Here is a 17,832-nt window from a genome sequence, read left to right on the forward strand (position 1 = left end):
ATGCTTTAATGAGTTTATTTAACGATGATAACTGAAAATGTTATTTATTTCTGTTCTTTAACAACCAGGAAACAAGCTGAAAAACTGAAGAGACTTTCAAGTCCTTTAAGGATAAGAAAAAGTCTGAGTAAGAATAAAATCTTGATTGAACAAAAGCAATCAAGTGTTTAGTTGAAAACACAACATCAAGAATTTTTGAGGTTGTATAGTTAAGTGACTAAGCGTACAAGGTGGATGCCTTGGCAATCAGAGGCGAAGAAGGACGTGCTAATCTGCGAAAAGCTTGGATGAGTCGATAAGAGGCGTTTAATCCAAGATGTCCGAATGGGGAAACCCAGTAGATGAAGAATCTACTATCACTGACTGAATACATAGGTAAGTGAGGCAAACCGGGAGAACTGAAACATCTAAGTACCCCGAGGAAAAGAAATCAATCGAGATTTCGTTAGTAGCGGCGAGCGAACGCGAAGGAGCCTGTTAGTGATAATGACAGAGACAGAGGAACAAGCTGGGAAGCTTAGCGACACAGGGTGATAGCCCCGTACTCGAAGTCCAGGTCATGGTACTAAGCTAACGACAAGTAGGGCGGGACACGTGATATCCTGTTTGAAGATGGGGGGACCATCCTCCAAGGCTAAATACTCCTGATTGACCGATAGTGAACCAGTACTGTGAAGGAAAGGCGAAAAGAACCCCGGTGAGGGGAGTGAAATAGAACCTGAAACCTTGTACGTACAAGCAGTGGGAGCCCTTTAAGGGTGACTGCGTACCTTTTGTATAATGGGTCAGCGACTTATATTTTGTAGCGAGGTTAACCGAATAGGGGAGCCGAAGGGAAACCGAGTCTTAACTGGGCGTCTAGTTGCAAGGTATAGACCCGAAACCCGGTGATCTAGCCATGGGCAGGTTGAAGGTTGGGTAACACTAACTGGAGGACCGAACCGACTAATGTTGAAAAATTAGCGGATGACTTGTGGCTGGGGGTGAAAGGCCAATCAAACCGGGAGATAGCTGGTTCTCCCCGAAATCTATTTAGGTAGAGCCTTGAGCGGACACCTTCGGGGGTAGAGCACTGTTTCGGCTAGGGGTCCATCCCGGATTACCAACCCGATGCAAACTACGAATACCGAAGAGTGATACTCAGGAGACACACGGCGGGTGCTAACGTCCGTCGTGGAGAGGGAAACAACCCAGACCGCCAGCTAAGGTCCCAAAGTCTATATTAAGTGGGAAACGAAGTGGGAAGGCTTAGACAGCTAGGATGTTGGCTTAGAAGCAGCCATCATTTAAAGAAAGCGTAATAGCTCACTAGTCGAGTCGGCCTGCGCGGAAGATGTAACGGGGCTCAAATATAGCACCGAAGCTGCGGCATCAGTAGCAATACTGTTGGGTAGGGGAGCGTTGTGTAAGCGGATGAAGGTGTGTTGAGAAGCATGCTGGACGTATCACAAGTGCGAATGCTGACATAAGTAACGATAAAACGGGTGAAAAACCCGTTCGCCGGAAGACCAAGGGTTCCTGTCCAACGTTAATCGGGGCAGGGTGAGTCGGCCCCTAAGGCGAGGCTGAAAAGCGTAGTCGATGGGAAACAGGTTAATATTCCTGTACTTGGTAAAGCTGCGATGTGGGGACGGAGCAGGTTAGGTTATCGCACTGTTGGATATGTGCGTTTAAGTTGGTAGGTGGGAAGTTTAGGCAAATCCGAACTTCCTTAACACTGAGAGATGATGACGAGGCTCTACGGAGCTGAAGTAACCGATACCACACTTCCAGGAAAAGCCACTAAGCGACAGGCTTTACTAAACCGTACTGAAAACCGACACAGGTGGTCAGGTAGAGAATACTCAGGCGCTTGAGAGAACTCGGGTGAAGGAACTAGGCAAAATAGCACCGTAACTTCGGGAGAAGGTGCGCCGGCGTAGATTGTAGTCCCTCGCGGGCGAAGGTTGAACCGGTCGAAGATACCAGCTGGCTGCAACTGTTTATTAAAAACACAGCACTCTGCAAACACGAAAGTGGACGTATAGGGTGTGATGCCTGCCCGGTGCTGGAAGGTTAATTGATGGTGTAATCGAAAGAGAAGCTCCTGATCGAAGCCCCAGTAAACGGCGGCCGTAACTATAACGGTCCTAAGGTAGCGAAATTCCTTGTCGGGTAAGTTCCGACCTGCACGAATGGCATAATGATGGCCAGGCTGTCTCCACCCGAGACTCAGTGAAATTGAAATCGCCGTGAAGATGCGGTGTACCCGCGGCTAGACGGAAAGACCCCGTGAACCTTTACTATAGCTTGACACTGAACATTGAATTTTGATGTGTAGGATAGGTGGGAGACTATGAAGATGATACGCCAGTATTGTTGGAGTCGACCTTGAAATACCACCCTTTAACGTTTGATGTTCTAACGAAGATTGCGAAACGCGGTCTCGGACAGTGTCTGGTGGGTAGTTTGACTGGGGCGGTCTCCTCCCAAAGAGTAACGGAGGAGCACGAAGGTTTGCTAATGACGGTCGGACATCGTCAGGTTAGTGCAATGGTATAAGCAAGCTTAACTGCGAGACAGACAAGTCGAGCAGGTACGAAAGTAGGTCATAGTGATCCGGTGGTTCTGAATGGAAGGGCCATCGCTCAACGGATAAAAGGTACTCCGGGGATAACAGGCTGATACCGCCCAAGAGTTCATATCGACGGCGGTGTTTGGCACCTCGATGTCGGCTCATCACATCCTGGGGCTGAAGTAGGTCCCAAGGGTATGGCTGTTCGCCATTTAAAGTGGTACGCGAGCTGGGTTTAGAACGTCGTGAGACAGTTCGGTCCCTATCTGCCGTGGGCGTTGGAGAATTGATTGGGGCTGCTCCTAGTACGAGAGGACCGGAGTGGACGCACCACTGGTGTTCCGGTTGTGTCGCCAGACGCATTGCCGGGTAGCTAAGTGCGGAAGAGATAAGTGCTGAAAGCATCTAAGCACGAAACTTGCCAAGAGATGAGTTCTCCCAGATTATAAATCTGTAAGGGTTGTTTAAGACTAAGACGTAGATAGGCAGGATGTGTAAGCGGTGTGAGCCGTTGAGCTAACCTGTACTAATTGCCCGAGAGGCTTAACTATACAACGCTCAAGGGTTTTGGGTGTTGGGTAAACAAAACAAACTCAGAGAAGAAGAAAGTTTTAAAGTTGAATCAGCTTGTTTGGTTGTGAGCGCTAGAGATAGCGGAGCAGAGAGAAATAGAAAAGTTATTAAAGGAATAATCCTGGCGGCGATAGAGCGGTGGTCCCACCTGACCCCATACCGAACTCAGAAGTGAAACGCCGATGCGCCGATGGTAGTGTGGGGTTTCCCCATGTGAGAGTAGGACACCGCCAGGTAGTGAATATAGAACCCCGAGCTGAATGGCTTGGGGTTTTGTTTTATATAAAACATTAGAATTCATATATAAATGAGTTTAATAATGATAAAATCTCACCTATTTCTAGATAGTAATAATTATGAAAAAACAGATAAGTAAGATTTTTTCCAGTGATGGTGAATTGAGTAAGAATATCAAAGGATTTAAGCCTCGAGCAGAACAGCTCGAAATGGCTCAATCTGTAGGATATGCTATTCAAAATAAGCAACCGCTTGTTGTAGAAGCTGGAACGGGTACTGGAAAGACTTTTGCTTATTTAGCACCAGCACTTATTGCAGGAAAGAAAACGATTATTTCAACCGGCTCTAAAAATCTACAAGATCAACTCTTTTCAAGAGATCTACCTGCCATAAAAAAAGCCTTAAATTATTCTGGAAAAATTGCATTATTGAAAGGGCGATCTAATTACTTATGTTTGGAACGACTGGATCAGGTTATCGCTCAAGGTGTGCTTGGGGATAAATCTGTTTTAGCCGATTTAAGTAAAGTAAGAAAATGGAATAATGCGACGAAAACAGGTGATTTGACTGAATGTATTGAATTGGCTGAAGATAGCCCAATTTTGCCTCAATTGACGAGTACGGCAGAAAGTTGTTTAGGAACAGATTGTCCTAACTACGCTGAATGCTATGTTGCACAAGCTCGTAAAAAAGCGCTAAATGCGGATCTTGTCGTAGTAAATCATCATCTTTTCTTTGCTGATATGGCGGTAAAAGAAAGTGGCTTTGGTGAGCTTATTCCCAATGCAGAAGTCATCATCTTTGACGAAGCACATCAACTTCCCGATATTGCAAGCCAGTATTTTAGTCAATCATTAACTTCTCGCCAGCTATTTGATTTATGTAAAGATATCAATATTGTTTATCGAACAGAATTGAAAGATATGCCGCAGCTTGGCACTACTGCAGATACATTGCTTAAAGTTATTCAGGATTTTCGCCTTCTTCTTGGGGAAGGAAATCAGCGAGGAAATTGGCGTGAGCTATTTAAGCAAAGTGCGGTTAAAAAATCGGTTGAATTATTACAAGAAAAAATTGAGTTTCTTTCTGAAGTGATCAAGATTGCATTAGGTCGCTCTCAGACTTTGGATAGTATTTTTGAACGCACTGAAAGTATCAAGAATCAATTAATTCGTCTTTGTGATACGGCCATTGTTGGCTATTGTTATTGGTACGAAAGTATGGGGAGACAATTTGGTTTGCATATTACGCCACTTACTGTTGCAGATAAATTTGGCGAACAGCTAAATAATAAAGAAGCAGCTTGGATTTTCACCTCCGCCACGCTTGAAGTCGGTGGCACTTTTAATCATTTCTGTCAGCGACTTGGTATTGAGCAAGCAGAACAAAAAATTCTTCACAGTCCTTTTGATTATCCTAATCAATCGCTACTTTGCGTGCCACGCTATTTACCAGCAACAAATCAAAATAATACGTTACAATCTCTTGGTGAAATGTTATTGCCTATCATTGAAGCGAATAAAGGACGATGCTTTGTGCTTTGTACTTCTTATTTAATGATGAGAGGCTTGGCAGAGTATTTTAGAGAAAATAGTGAGCTTTCTATCTTATTACAAGGTGAAATGCCTAAAGCCAAATTACTCGAACAATTTATTCATGAAACCCACAGCGTGCTAGTTGCAACCTCGAGCTTTTGGGAAGGTGTGGATGTCCGTGGTGATGCGCTATCATTAGTCATTATTGATAAATTGCCTTTTACTGCACCAGATGAACCTTTACTAAAAGCGCGCATTGAAGATTGCCGATTACAAGGTGGTGATCCATTTAATGATATACAGATCCCTGAAGCGGTTATTACGCTGAAACAAGGTGTAGGACGCCTAATTCGAGATGTGACAGATCGTGGTGCGGTAATTATTTGTGATAATCGTCTTGTTATGCGAAATTACGGCGAAACCTTTCTAAAAAGTTTACCTAATTCAACCCGTACCCGAGATCTCAACAAAGTGGTACAATTCTTACAAAATGAGAAAATGGATTAATAATGAAAAATATCACCTTATTAGCACTTGATACTTCAACAGAAGCCTGTTCAGTTGCACTTTGGCATAAAGGCGAAAAAACACATTTAGATGAATTAGCACAACGTACACACACAAAACGTATTCTTCCAATGGTTGATGAGTTGCTCGCTAATTCAGGTATCAATTTGAAGCAAGTCGATGCGTTAGCATTTGGACGTGGTCCTGGTAGTTTTACTGGTGTCCGTGTCGGTGCAGGGATTGCTCAAGGGCTTGCATTTGGTGCTGATTTACCTGTTATTGCGGTATCAAATTTAACAGTAATGGCTCAGGCTGCATTTGAATTACATCAAGCTGAAAATGTGGTAGTTGCCATTGATGCGAGAATGAATGAAGTTTATTTTTCTCAAGTAAAACGAGAAAAAGTGCGGTCAGAATTAGGTGAGTTTTTCCAATGGAATCCAGTCATAGAAGAACAAGTTTGCGAACCTGAAAAAGTGCTTGAACAGCTTTCAGAATTAACCGCCTATCGAGTCGGAACAGGTTGGGCAGCGTATCCTCAATTTAAAGACAGTGATTTAGAAGGGAGTGATATTATTTTACCTTCTGCACAATATATGCTTGAGCTTGCTTTAACAGATTATGCTCAGAATAAAATCATATCCGCTTTAGAAATTGAACCAGTTTATTTGCGTAATGAAGTAACTTGGAAAAAATTACCTGGGCGTGAATAATTTTCAAAAAGGAGTTGAAGATGAATAAAAAAACGGTCTTAGTTTTGACCGCACTTTCGACCACATTAGTGGGATGTGTTAATGCACCGAAAGGACTGGAAAAAGAGCAGTTTACTTTAAAATCATTATCTTCAATTCAACAGAGTGATTATAGTTGTCAGTGCAAATCAATTCGTTTAGGCGGAAAAGTATTAACAGCACACGCCTTGCCGAATAAAACTAAAATTGAAGTATTAAGCTATCCAGTTTACTCAATCTCTGCAAAGCCCATGATTGATGAACAACCTAATGGACGTTTTATTACTTATCTTGATGGTTTTGTTGAGCCTGAAAGTTTAAAAGACCAATTTATTACAATTGGCGGCACCTTACTGAAAACAGAACAAGGTAAGGTTGATCAGGCAAGCTACACTTACCCTGTAATTCAAACCAATCATTATCGTGTCTGGAAGCTTTCTCAAAGCTATTATTATCCAGATGATATGTGGGATGATTGGGGCTTTTTCGGTAGAAGACCATATTATTGGTATGGCGAGCCTGAAATTCGCTATTATCTCTATTAACTACATGATAAAATTAAGAAAATTTCCCAAAGAATAAGGATAAAAAGTGGAAAAAGTTTGGTTTCAAAATTATCCAGAAGGTTCACCAACCACGCTGGATACCTCAAAATATGATTCGATTCTCGATATTTTAGATAAAGCAATTCGTGAGCATCCAGACCGTCCTGCTTATATCAATATGGGACAAGTGCTAACTTTTCGTAAATTAGAAGAGCGAAGCCGTGCATTTGCTGCATATTTACAAAATGAATTGAAATTAAAACGTGGTGATCGTGTTGCTCTCGTGATGCCGAATTTATTGCAATATCCTATTGCGCTGTTCGGTATCTTACGTGCGGGCTTAGTTGTGGTAAACGTGAATCCACTTTATACCCCTCGAGAATTAGAACATCAGTTACAAGATAGCGGTGCAACGGCGATAGTTGTTGTTTCAAACTTCGCTTCAACCTTAGAAAAAATCGTGTTTAATACTAAAGTGAAACACGTGATTTTAACAAGAATGGGCGATCAGCTTTCTTTTGGTAAGCGTAATCTGGTCAATTTTGTCGTGAAATACGTCAAAAAGTTAGTGCCAAAATATAAATTACCGAATGCAGTGACTTTCCGTGAAGTGTTAAGTATTGGTAAATATCGCTAATATGTTCGTCCACAAGTGGATCGTGAAGATTTAGCCTTCTTACAATATACAGGTGGTACAACGGGTGTTGCTAAAGGCGCAATGCTGACTCATGGCAATATTATTACCAATATTTTCCAAGCGAAGTGGATTGCGGAGCCATTTATTAGCGATCATACCAAGCAACGCATTGCCGTACTGGCTTTACCGCTTTATCATGTTTTTGCCTTAACGGTAAACTGTTTACTCTTTTTAGAACTGGGCGTTACCGCACTCTTAATTACGAACCCACGTGATATTGATGGCTTTGTTAAAGAGCTCAAAAAATACCGCTTTGAAGCGATTACAGGGGTAAATACCTTGTTTAATGCGCTACTTAATAATGAAAATTTCAAAGAAGTGGATTTTTCACGATTAAAACTTTCTGTTGGCGGCGGTATGGCTATCCAACAATCGGTCGCAACGCGTTGGCATGATTTAACTGGCTGCAACATTATTGAAGGTTATGGTATGACAGAATGTTCACCGCTAATTGCCGCTTGTCCGATTAATGTGGTGAAACACAATGGTACAATCGGTGTACCCGTGCCAAATACCGATATTAAAATTATCAAAGATGATGGCTCGGAAGCACAACTTGGTGAAGCGGGAGAGCTTTGGGTTAAAGGTGATCAAGTCATGCGTGGCTATTGGCAACGTCCTGAAGCTACGGCTGAAGTGCTTCAAGATGGTTGGATGGCAACGGGTGATATCGTCATTATGGACGAGAGCTATAGCCTCCGTATTGTTGACCGCAAAAAAGACATGATCTTGGTTTCAGGCTTTAACGTTTATCCAAATGAAATCGAAGATGTGGTGATGCTAAATTATAAAGTCGCTGAAGTGGTCGCTATCGGTGTGCCACATGAAGTGTCGGGAGAAAGCATCAAAATCTTCGTCGTGAAGAAAGATGATAGCCTCACGCGTGATGAATTACGCCAACATTGCAGACAATATCTCACTGGTTATAAAGTCCCGAAAGATATTGAGTTTCGGGATGAATTACCGAAAAGTAATGTAGGCAAAATTTTACGACGCGTACTGCGTGATGAAGAAATAGCAAAACGCTCACAACATTAATTTAATCAGGGATATGTGTTCATATCCCTGTTTAGTCTTTACCTCTATTTGAAAATACATCCTATTACAATGATAAAAGAATGCCAAAATCAACCGCACTTTACATTAATTCAAAATAATGAAGAGCTCGCTCAGGTTTGTCAGTTAGCGCGTCAGCAAAGTGCGGTCGCTTTAGATACCGAATTTATGCGGGTATCGACCTATTATCCTAAATTAGGATTAATTCAACTTTATGATGGTGAACGAGTTTCATTGATCGATCCTTTATCCATTACTGATTTTTCACCTTTTGTAGAATTATTACGCGATCAGCAGGTGACAAAAATTTTGCATGCTTGTAATGAAGATTTATTGGTTTTCTTACAAGAGTTTGATGCACTTCCACAACCTATGATGGATACGCAAATTATGGCGCGTTTTTTAGGTTTTGCTAATTCAGCGGGTCTAGCCAAATTGGTGTTACATTATTTAGGCATTGAAATGGATAAAGGGGCAACGCGTACAAATTGGCTAAAACGTCCACTTTCCTCCGTACAGCTACAATATGCTGCAGGGGATGTATGGTATCTCTTGCCGGTCTATCAAAAAATGCAAATAGAATTAGCGCAATCTCCTTGGCTTCAAGCGGTAATTGATGATTGCCAGCTTGCGATCGCAAAAACCGGTAAATTAGATGATCGCGATCCAGACAAAGCTTATTTGGATATTCCGAATGTTTGGAAATTGAATCCGCTCGAATTAGCGCGTTTACAGCTATTGGCCAAATGGCGACAAGAAACGGCAATGGCACGAAATTTAGCCCTTTCTTATGTGGTGAAATCGGATAACCTTTGGAAAGTAGCAAAAAACAATCCTCGCAATACATCAGAAATGCTAGCGCTTGGATTATCTGAAAATGAAGTCCGTGTACGTGGCAAAAAAATGCTTCAATTATTAGCACAAAGCCGTCGAATTTCCCCTTATGATTATCCTAAACGTTTAGTGCGTATTGTGGATGATCCTCGTTATAAAAAGGCAATTCGATTGTTACAAGAAAAAGCTTATGAACTGACACCAAAAGGATTAACCCTTGATATTCTGGCAAGTAAACGAAATTTAGAAGATCTCATTAAATGGGTCTGGTTAAAAAATGAAGATATGACCAAACAGCCCGATTTACTTTTAGGATGGCGAAGAGAAATTGGCTTGAAGCTGGTTGAATACTTAAAATCTGTAGAGTAGTCATTAAAAACAATCCTAAAAATAACCGCACTTTGAATTATCAAAAGTGCGGTTATTTTCTTTAGTGTTTTACAACAAAGGCTTTAATTAAGCTTGTGTTGCTTGGATCGCGGTTAATGCGATGGTGTAGATGATATCATCTACTAATGCACCACGAGATAAGTCGTTAACCGGTTTACGCATACCTTGAAGCATTGGGCCTACAGCCACCAAATCAGCAGAACGTTGTACCGCTTTATAGCCGATGTTACCAGCGTTGATATCAGGGAATACAAATACGTTTGCTTGACCTGCCACTTTAGAGTTTGGCGCTTTAGAAGCAGCCACATCTTTCATTACCGCGGCATCGTATTGTAATGGACCGTCGATTAATAAATCAGGACGTTTTTCTTGTGCAATACGCGTTGCTTCTTTCACTTTCTCTACAGATTGGCCTGAACCAGAAGTACCGGTTGAGTAAGAAAGCATTGCGACTTTCGGATTTAAACCAAATGCTTTTGCCGATTCAGCAGATTGAATTGCGATTTCAGCCAGTTGTTCAGCGGTTGGCTCTGGGTTTACTGCACAGTCACCATACACTAATACTTGATCTGGTAATAACATGAAGAATACAGACGAGATAATTGAGCTACCAGGTGCTGTTTTGATGATTTGCATCGGTGGACGAATGGTATTTGCCGTGGTGTGAACGGCACCAGAGACTAAACCATCTACTTCGCCCGCTTCTAACATCATCGTACCTAATACAACGGTATCTTCTAATTGTGCGCGTGCTTGCTCTTCCGTTAAACCTTTAGATTTACGTAATTCAACTAAACGAGCAACGTAGTTTTCGCGTACGTCAGCTGGATGGATGATTGTGACGTCAGCACCTAAAGTCACGCCTTGTTCTGCCGCAACTTTTTTCACAGATTCTGGATCCGCTAATAATACCGATTTTGCGATACCACGTTCAGCACAGATAGCTGCCGCTTTAACGGTACGAGGTTCGTCACCTTCTGGTAATACGATGGTTTTACCTGCTTTGCGTGCTAAATCAGTTAATTTGAAACGGAATGCCGCTGGAGAAATACGTGCTTCACGAGCAAGTGGTGCAGAGATTGCATTCGCTAACGCTTGTGCATCTAAGGTTTTAATTTTGCCTGCTTGCGCACCAAACACCCCTAAGATTTCAGCGTTGTTCACTCCGCCAAATTCTGAAGCAACGGCTTCGACTAATGTGCCTTCTTCATTGTTTGCCACTAAGATAATTTGAGCATCTAAGGTTTGTGCAATCGCCAAGTTTAAGCTATTTGCAAAAGGCGCTTGAGCTGAAGGTTGAACACCTTTAACAACCACTAAATTTGCATTTAATGCTTGGAAATCAGCCACGATTTTTTCTAATAACACGTCTTTTTGGTTATTTGCGATTAATGCTTGAGCGGCTTTTACATCTTCTACTGCATTGAATACGACGGCGCCTGTTGTTTTAGCCACGTCTAATGCTGCAGCTAAATTTGCTTCTGCACTAGTTGGAATAAGAATAACTGCTTTAGTCATTTTGATATACCTTTTAATGAATGAAAAAAACCTGCTGATCTCTCAGCAGGTCTGAAGAAAATTGATTAGCCCGCTAAACGTGCTGTATCTTGTGCAATGACTAATTCTTCGTTAGTTGGAAGAACGATCGCTTTGAATGCAGAGTCATCAGCGGTAATTACGCCTGATTTGCCAAAGCGAGCAGCAAGATTACGTTCTTGGTCTAATTTGATACCAAATAATTTTAAGTGGCCTAATGCTAGTTCACGAACATGAGCTGAGTTTTCACCGATACCACCCGTAAATGCGATCGCATCTAAGTGATCATCACCTAAAACAGCCATGTATGCACCGATGTATTTTGCTAAACGGTAGCTGTAAACGTTTAATGCACGTTTTGCTTCTGGTTTAGATGCGTTGTCGTAGTTATCTTCTGCATAACGACAGTCGCTCGTTACTTCAGTTAAACCTAAAAGACCTGATTTTTTCACTAAGGTCTCTTCGATTTGCTCCATTGACATGCCTAAGTTTTTGTATAGATAGAAAACGATCGCAGGATCGATGTCACCACAACGTGTCCCCATGACTAAACCTTCTAATGGAGTTAAACCCATAGAAGTGTCGATACATTTACCGTTACGAACTACAGAAACAGAACCACCGTTACCCAAGTGACAGATAATTGCGTTTACTTGATCTGCTGGTTTGCCTACGTATTCAGCCACTTCACGAGAAACGAAGTAGTGGCTGGTACCGTGCGCACCATAGCGACGTACGCCATGTTCTTTGTAAAGTGAGTATGGAAGCGCATACAAGAATGCTTCTTCAGGCATAGTTTGGTGGAATGCGGTATCAAATACGACAACGTTCTTATCTTTTAAGTGTGGGAATGTTTTGAATGCTTCACGGATACCGATTAAGTGAGCCGGGTTGTGAAGTGGTGCAAATTGTGCAGCATCTTCAATACCTTTAACTACTTCATCTGTTACGACAACAGATTGGGTGTATTTCTCACCACCGTGAACGATACGATGGCCAATAGAGGTGATAGAGTTTTTAAGCTCATCAGTCATAATGTTTGATGCGATGAAGTTAAGTGCTTCAGTGTGCGCAGCACCAGCACCTAAATCAGCACTACCTTTTTCACCGTTAAGTTTCCATTTTATACGAGCTTCAGGAAGATAAAATGCTTCGGCTAAGCCTGATAATTTTTCTTCACCTGTCGCAGGATCGAGGATTGCAAATTTTAATGAAGAACTACCACAGTTAAGGATGAGAACAAGTTTTGACATAGGAACCCTGTTTTTTATTGAGGTTAATAAAAATCCATTCACAAGAAAGGATCACAAATATGATATAGAATACACCTTTTGGCGAATAAAATAAAATAACACAAGTGTAAAAATGCAATCTTTTCTTAAAAAAGTTGAAAATTTCAACAATTTCTAGTCAAGGATGACAATTAAACTTAAACTAGAGTATTATAAGCGCGGTTATTTTCAAGGATGTTTTCATGTCATCATTTTTTTCAACCTTAAAACAAGGGCAAATTTATTTGCAAACATGGCCATTAGAGGCGAAACTCGGCATTATTTTTCCGGAAAATCGCATTATTAAGGCTACGAAATTTGCTCAGAAATTTATGCCTTTTATGGCCGTATTTTCGGTGCTCTGGCAGCAACTATACGCAAAAGACGATCTTACAGCATTTTCGCTTGCTATTTTGACCGCACTTTGTGCGTTAGTTCTTCCATTTCAAGGTTTATATTGGTTGGGAAAAAGAGCAAAATCACCGCTAGAGCCGCAAAGTTCTCAGTGGTTTTATGAGATTAGTGAACGTTTGAGAAAACAACATGAAAGTTTGCCAACTGTGAAAGATAAACCGACATATCAGCACTTGGCAGAAGTATTACAAAAGGCGCAGCGAAAATTAGATAAAGCATTTTGGCAGGAAATCTAGTTAATTGCTTCAAATTTAATTGACGCAAACGTTTTCCTTTTGTGTTTTTTTATGTAAAATACTGCGGTCGCAATGGCGACCCTTTTTAATTGAGAGACTATTTAATGATTGATTATATTATCATTGGCATCATCGCATTTTCGATTATCGTGAGTTTATTACGTGGATTTGTGCGAGAGGTGATGTCCCTTGCAAGCTGGGTCGTTGCATTTATTGTCGCTAGCCAATTTTATCCTTATCTCGCCACCTATCTTACTCAAATTGAATCTGACTACGTGCGTAACGGCACGGCAATCGGCATTTTATTTGTTTTAACCCTAATTGTAGGCGGCATTGTTAATTATGTGATTAGCCAATTAGTGGATAAAACAGGACTAACCGGAACAGATCGTGTTCTCGGTGCGGCATTTGGCTTAATTCGTGGGGCGTTAATCGTTGCTGCGATCTTATTCTTCTTGGATACCTTCACTAACTTTGAACAAACCGATTGGTGGAAAGAATCAAAATTAATTCCTCATTTCGGCTTCATTATTGAATGGTTCTTCCAACAACTACAAGCAAGTTCTAGTTTTTTAAACTCAACTTTTAAACAATAAGGTAGTCAATCAGTATGTGTGGAATTGTCGGTATCGTTAGCCAAAATCCGGTTAATGAATCCATTTATGCAGCATTAACGTTATTACAGCATCGAGGTCAAGATGCGGCGGGGATTGTCACAATCGATGATGAAAACCGCTTCCGTTTGCGTAAGGCTAATGGTCTTGTAAGCGATGTGTTCAGACAAGAGCATATGTTACGTTTACAAGGCCATGCAGGCCTAGGACATGTACGTTATCCAACCGCCGGCAGTTCAAGCGTATCTGAAGCTCAGCCTTTCTATGTTAACTCACCTTATGGTTTAAGCCTTGTTCACAATGGTAACTTAACCAACTCAACCGAATTAAAAGATAAATTATTTAAAGAAGCGCGTCGTCATATAAATACCAATTCGGATTCAGAACTTCTTCTCAATATTCTTGCGAATCATTTGGATAGAGTGAATAAATACCATCTCGATCCGCAAGATATTTTTAATGCAATTCGTGCGACACACAAAGATATTCGTGGTGCTTACGCATGCTTAGCCATGATTATTGGACATGGTATGGTAGCATTTCGCGATCCGTTTGGTATTCGTCCACTCGTGTTAGGTAAACGAGAAGAAAATGGTTCTGTGGAATATATGTTTGCCTCTGAAAGTGTGGCATTAGACGTCGCAGGTTTTGAATTAGTGCGTGATGTTGCGCCAGGCGAAGCGATTTATGTGACCTTTGATGGCAATCTTTATGCTGAGCAGTGTGCAGAAAGTGCGGTCTTAAATCCGTGTATTTTTGAATATGTGTATTTTGCGCGCCCAGATTCGACGATAGATGGCGTGTCTGTTTATGCGGCACGTGTTCACATGGGCGAACATTTAGGTAAAAAAATTGCAAAAGAATGGGTTGAGGAAGCTGATAGCATTGATGTTGTTATTCCAGTACCAGAAACTTCAACAGACATTGCGTTACAGATTGCGAAAATCTTAGGCAAACCTTACCGTCAAGGTTTTGTGAAAAACCGCTATGTTGGCCGTACGTTTATTATGCCTGGACAAGCACAACGTATTAGTTCGGTCCGTCGCAAGCTCAATACGATTAAAGCAGAATTTAAAGATAAAAATGTGTTATTAGTCGATGATTCTATTGTTCGTGGTACAACATCAGAGCAAATCGTATCTATGGCTCGTGCTGCGGGTGCGAAGAAAATTTACTTTGCATCAGCCGCGCCAGAAATTCGTTATCCGAATGTGTACGGCATTGATATGCCAACAAAACGAGAACTCATTGCCTATGGCCGTAATGTTGATGAAATTGCGAAATTGATTGGTGTAGATAAATTGGTTTTCCAAGATCTTGAAGCGCTGACAGAATCAGTACGCCAAGAAAACCCAACCATTCAAGGCTTTGATTGTTCAGTCTTTACTGGTGAATATATCACTGGCGATATCACACCAGAATACCTTGATAGTATCGCATCTCAACGTAATGATTCAGCAAAGAAAAAACGGGAAAAAGATGCAAGTAATCTCGAAATCCATAATGAAGGATAAAACAATCTAAAAGTATAAAGCGCCAAATTCGATGAAGAGTTTGGTGCTTTTTCTTTTTAATTTAAAACGAAGAAAAAAATGACCGCACTTGGTATATTTGAAGTGCGGTCATTTTTTAATGTGTTTTAGTCTTTATAAAAATCGTTATAAAGTGTACTTTCAAATTGTACAAGTGGAGCACGTTTCGTTTTACTTTCTAAATCGCCAGTGGAGTAACCATTAATAAATTGAACGAAAGCCACTTTTTCACCTCGCGCATTGGTCATAAAACCAGCAAGGTTATATACGCCTTTTAATGAGCCTGTTTTCGCAATGACATTTTTAACCAATGGTGGACTAATTAAGCCACCGCGTCCACTGATGGTTCCATCTACACCTGCAATTGGGAAGGTTTCCATTAAATGCAGTGTATCTTCATTTTTAGCGATGTACTCTAAAACAGAAAGCATGGTTTTCGGTGCAACCAAATTATGACGAGAAAGCCCCGAACCATCGGCTAAAATGCTGTTACCAAATTTAATACCTTGTTTTTGTAATACGGATTTCACCGCCAATGTACCTAATTGGAATGAAGCAGGGCGTTTATAGTAGTTGTAGGCTACCGCTCTAAATAAAGCATCGGCAATCTGGTTATCTGATTTTTTCATCATTTTTTTCAATAACTCAGGCAGTGGTTTAGATAAATGTTGTGCAAGTTTTTGCCTTTGCTGTGGTTTTTGAGGCTGTTTCACTTTACCTGTAAATTCAATACCAAGACGTTTTAGTTGACGTTGAATAATGGCAGCGGCGTAGGCATCCGGATCTTGTACTGCAAAACTAAGCCCAAAAGGTTTTGCTTGACGAGCAATACAGCCTTTTACTTGGTAGCGATTATTGTCGTGAACAACGACGTCTAACTGGCAATAACCAGCCTCTTGCTGATCCACGACGTAAACTTGTCCGAAAACTTGAATAGGAAATTGAACAGGAACGTTAATTTTGACGGTTTCACCCACAGGTTGATTTGCATCTAACTCGGCATAAAAACAATTATTATCGATATTTGCGGCAGCAGGAGGGGAGTTAAAGCACATTGTAAGATCGTTCCAAATCCAACCTAACCCACGATCATGGCTCGAAAATACAGAGGTATCTAAAATAAGATCACCATTAATTTTCTGAATGCCTTGGTTTTTTAAATTTGCTAATAGGCTATAAAGTTGTCCACTGGTCAGATCAGGATCGCCAGTAAATTGCACAACAAGATCGCCTTCTAAAACATTATTCTGAATCTTTCCGTTACTTAAAAGTGATGTTTCAAACTGAAAGGCATCGCCTAATACTAATTTAGCTGCTACAGCGGTAAAGATTTTTTGTGTGCTAGCAGGTAACATAAACGCTGAACCATTGTAATCTGCGATAATTTGATCGTTATTGAGGTTTTTAGCAATAATACTGGCAGACGCGCCTTCTGGTAAATAGTGGGTGATAGAGGCCACATCAACTTTAGCCATAGAAGAAAAAGAAAATCCGAATGTGACAAATGCGGCCTTAAGTGCGGTCGAAATAGAAGATTTTTTAGTCATTTTTAGTTCTGTTTTGGTTGCTATTTTTCTCAAGAAGAATAATAATAAGCCTCGAATTCAATAGAGTAAATCATTTTTTATTTTTCATTGACTGCGGCAAAGTTGTAAAACATTGTCGTGGTTTTGTTTTGACCAAATTTCAAGGAAAAAGAATGAAGCAAATTCCAATGACTGTACGTGGTGCAGATCTATTACGCGAAGAATTAGATTTCTTAAAAAATGAGCGTCGTCCTGAAATTATTAAGGCGATTGCTGAGGCTCGTGAGCATGGTGACTTAAAAGAAAATGCAGAATATCATGCAGCACGTGAGCAACAAGGTTTTTGTGAGGGACGCATTCAAGAAATTGAAGGCAAACTTGCAAATTGTCAGGTTATTGATGTCACTAAATTGCCTAATAATGGTAAAGTGATTTTTGGTGCGACAGTGGTATTAATGAATACGGATACTGATGAAGAAGTCACTTACCAAATTGTGGGTGATGATGAGGCTGATATTAAATCAGGTTTAATTTCTGTGAATTCACCTATTGCTCGAGGCTTGGTGGGTAAAGAGTTGGATGATACCGTAAATATTACCACACCAGGTGGAACGGTTGAGTTCGAAATTATTGAAGTTAATTACATCTAAAAAACATCCCCTCAAATTGAGGGGATAACAATTATTTACGAGGCAGCTGGATTTTACCTTCTTCGCTTGGTCGATAGAGCACCAAAATATGCCCGATTGTTTGAACATTAGATGATTGTGTTTCACGTACAATTGCATCAATGATTAACTGTTTAGTTTCGCGATCTGCACCAGCAATTTTGACTTTGATTAATTCGTGATGATTTAACGCATTATCGATTTCGGCCAATACACCTTCAGTTAAGCCGTTACCGCCAAGCATGACGACAGGACTAAGGTGATGAGCAAGTCCTTTTAAAAATTGTTTTTGTTTTGTTGATAATATTGTCATAAGGAATCCTTTAAATAGATGAATATGAGTCAAAAAAAGACCGAAAAGAGCGGTCAGAAAAAA

At 40.8% G+C, this 17,832-nt stretch carries 11 protein-coding genes, 2 rRNA genes and 3 pseudogenes; 11 read left to right on the top strand and 5 right to left on the bottom strand.

All coding sequences use genetic code 11. From position 1 onward, the window contains the following. Positions 1-207 precede the first annotated feature (207 nt). The 7 genes and pseudogenes from QQS40_RS08030 (at position 208) to rnd (ending at position 9,638) form a co-directional block, all read left to right on the top strand. Positions 208-3,105, top strand: a 23S ribosomal RNA gene (locus QQS40_RS08030). A gap of 142 nt (positions 3,106-3,247) precedes the next feature. Continuing rightward, positions 3,248-3,363 (top strand): 5S ribosomal RNA (rrf, locus tag QQS40_RS08035). A 120-nt stretch (positions 3,364-3,483) separates the two neighbouring features. Next, a complete protein-coding gene (gene yoaA, locus QQS40_RS08040) occupies positions 3,484-5,406 on the top strand; it encodes a DNA repair helicase YoaA (RefSeq protein WP_297569734.1) in 1,923 nt (640 codons plus the stop codon). Positions 5,407-5,408: 2 nt separating this feature from the next. Further along, positions 5,409-6,119 (top strand): tRNA (adenosine(37)-N6)-threonylcarbamoyltransferase complex dimerization subunit type 1 TsaB, encoded by a 711-nt coding sequence (gene tsaB, locus QQS40_RS08045; protein WP_329504710.1) that lies wholly within the window; start codon positions 5,409-5,411, stop codon positions 6,117-6,119. 20 nt (positions 6,120-6,139) lie between these two features. Then, positions 6,140-6,682 carry a Slp family lipoprotein gene (locus tag QQS40_RS08050; protein ID WP_128787396.1) on the top strand — a complete coding sequence of 181 codons (543 nt, stop codon included), beginning with the start codon at positions 6,140-6,142 and terminating at the stop codon, positions 6,680-6,682. Between the two features lie 46 nt (positions 6,683-6,728). Beyond that, a pseudogene (gene fadD, locus QQS40_RS08055) lies at positions 6,729-8,417 on the top strand (long-chain-fatty-acid--CoA ligase FadD). Positions 8,418-8,486: 69 nt separating this feature from the next. Beyond that, positions 8,487-9,638, top strand: coding sequence for a ribonuclease D (gene rnd, locus QQS40_RS08060; RefSeq protein WP_128787394.1), 1,152 nt, complete (start codon positions 8,487-8,489; stop codon positions 9,636-9,638). Positions 9,639-9,725: 87 nt separating this feature from the next. Here rnd and pta read toward each other — a convergent pair. The 3 genes and pseudogenes from pta to QQS40_RS08070 all read right to left on the bottom strand — a co-directional run. Then, a pseudogene (gene pta / locus QQS40_RS08065) lies at positions 9,726-10,715 on the bottom strand (phosphate acetyltransferase); the annotation flags it as partial. Between the two features lie 183 nt (positions 10,716-10,898). After that, positions 10,899-11,177: pseudogene (locus QQS40_RS11245) on the bottom strand (phosphate acetyltransferase); the annotation flags it as partial. 65 nt (positions 11,178-11,242) lie between these two features. Then, positions 11,243-12,448 (bottom strand): acetate kinase, encoded by a 1,206-nt coding sequence (locus QQS40_RS08070; RefSeq protein ID WP_128787392.1) that lies wholly within the window; start codon positions 12,446-12,448, stop codon positions 11,243-11,245. A 221-nt stretch (positions 12,449-12,669) separates the two neighbouring features. Between QQS40_RS08070 and yfbV the strand changes: the two genes are divergently transcribed. The 3 genes from yfbV (at position 12,670) to purF (ending at position 15,244) form a co-directional block, all read left to right on the top strand. Beyond that, positions 12,670-13,116, top strand: a complete 447-nt coding sequence (gene yfbV, locus QQS40_RS08075; RefSeq protein WP_128787391.1) for a terminus macrodomain insulation protein YfbV — start codon at positions 12,670-12,672, stop codon at positions 13,114-13,116. Between the two features lie 104 nt (positions 13,117-13,220). Beyond that, positions 13,221-13,712 carry a CvpA family protein gene (locus QQS40_RS08080; protein ID WP_005696203.1) on the top strand — a complete coding sequence of 164 codons (492 nt, stop codon included), beginning with the start codon at positions 13,221-13,223 and terminating at the stop codon, positions 13,710-13,712. 14 nt (positions 13,713-13,726) lie between these two features. Then, positions 13,727-15,244 carry an amidophosphoribosyltransferase gene (purF, locus tag QQS40_RS08085; protein ID WP_289902325.1) on the top strand — a complete coding sequence of 506 codons (1,518 nt, stop codon included), beginning with the start codon at positions 13,727-13,729 and terminating at the stop codon, positions 15,242-15,244. 125 nt (positions 15,245-15,369) lie between these two features. Here purF and dacB read toward each other — a convergent pair whose 3' ends face one another. Next, a complete protein-coding gene (gene dacB, locus QQS40_RS08090) occupies positions 15,370-16,737 on the bottom strand; it encodes a serine-type D-Ala-D-Ala carboxypeptidase (protein ID WP_420485565.1) in 1,368 nt (455 codons plus the stop codon). Positions 16,738-16,961: 224 nt separating this feature from the next. Between dacB and greA the strand changes: the two genes are divergently transcribed. Continuing rightward, a complete protein-coding gene (greA, locus tag QQS40_RS08095) occupies positions 16,962-17,438 on the top strand; it encodes a transcription elongation factor GreA (protein WP_049355876.1) in 477 nt (158 codons plus the stop codon). Positions 17,439-17,469: 31 nt separating this feature from the next. Here greA and yhbY read toward each other — a convergent pair whose 3' ends face one another. Next, positions 17,470-17,769, bottom strand: a complete 300-nt coding sequence (gene yhbY / locus QQS40_RS08100; protein ID WP_014065444.1) for a ribosome assembly RNA-binding protein YhbY — start codon at positions 17,767-17,769, stop codon at positions 17,470-17,472. Between the last annotated feature and the right edge of the window lie 63 nt (positions 17,770-17,832).

Source organism: Haemophilus parainfluenzae, assembly GCF_036288925.1.
In the GTDB taxonomy this organism is placed as follows: domain Bacteria; phylum Pseudomonadota; class Gammaproteobacteria; order Enterobacterales; family Pasteurellaceae; genus Haemophilus_D.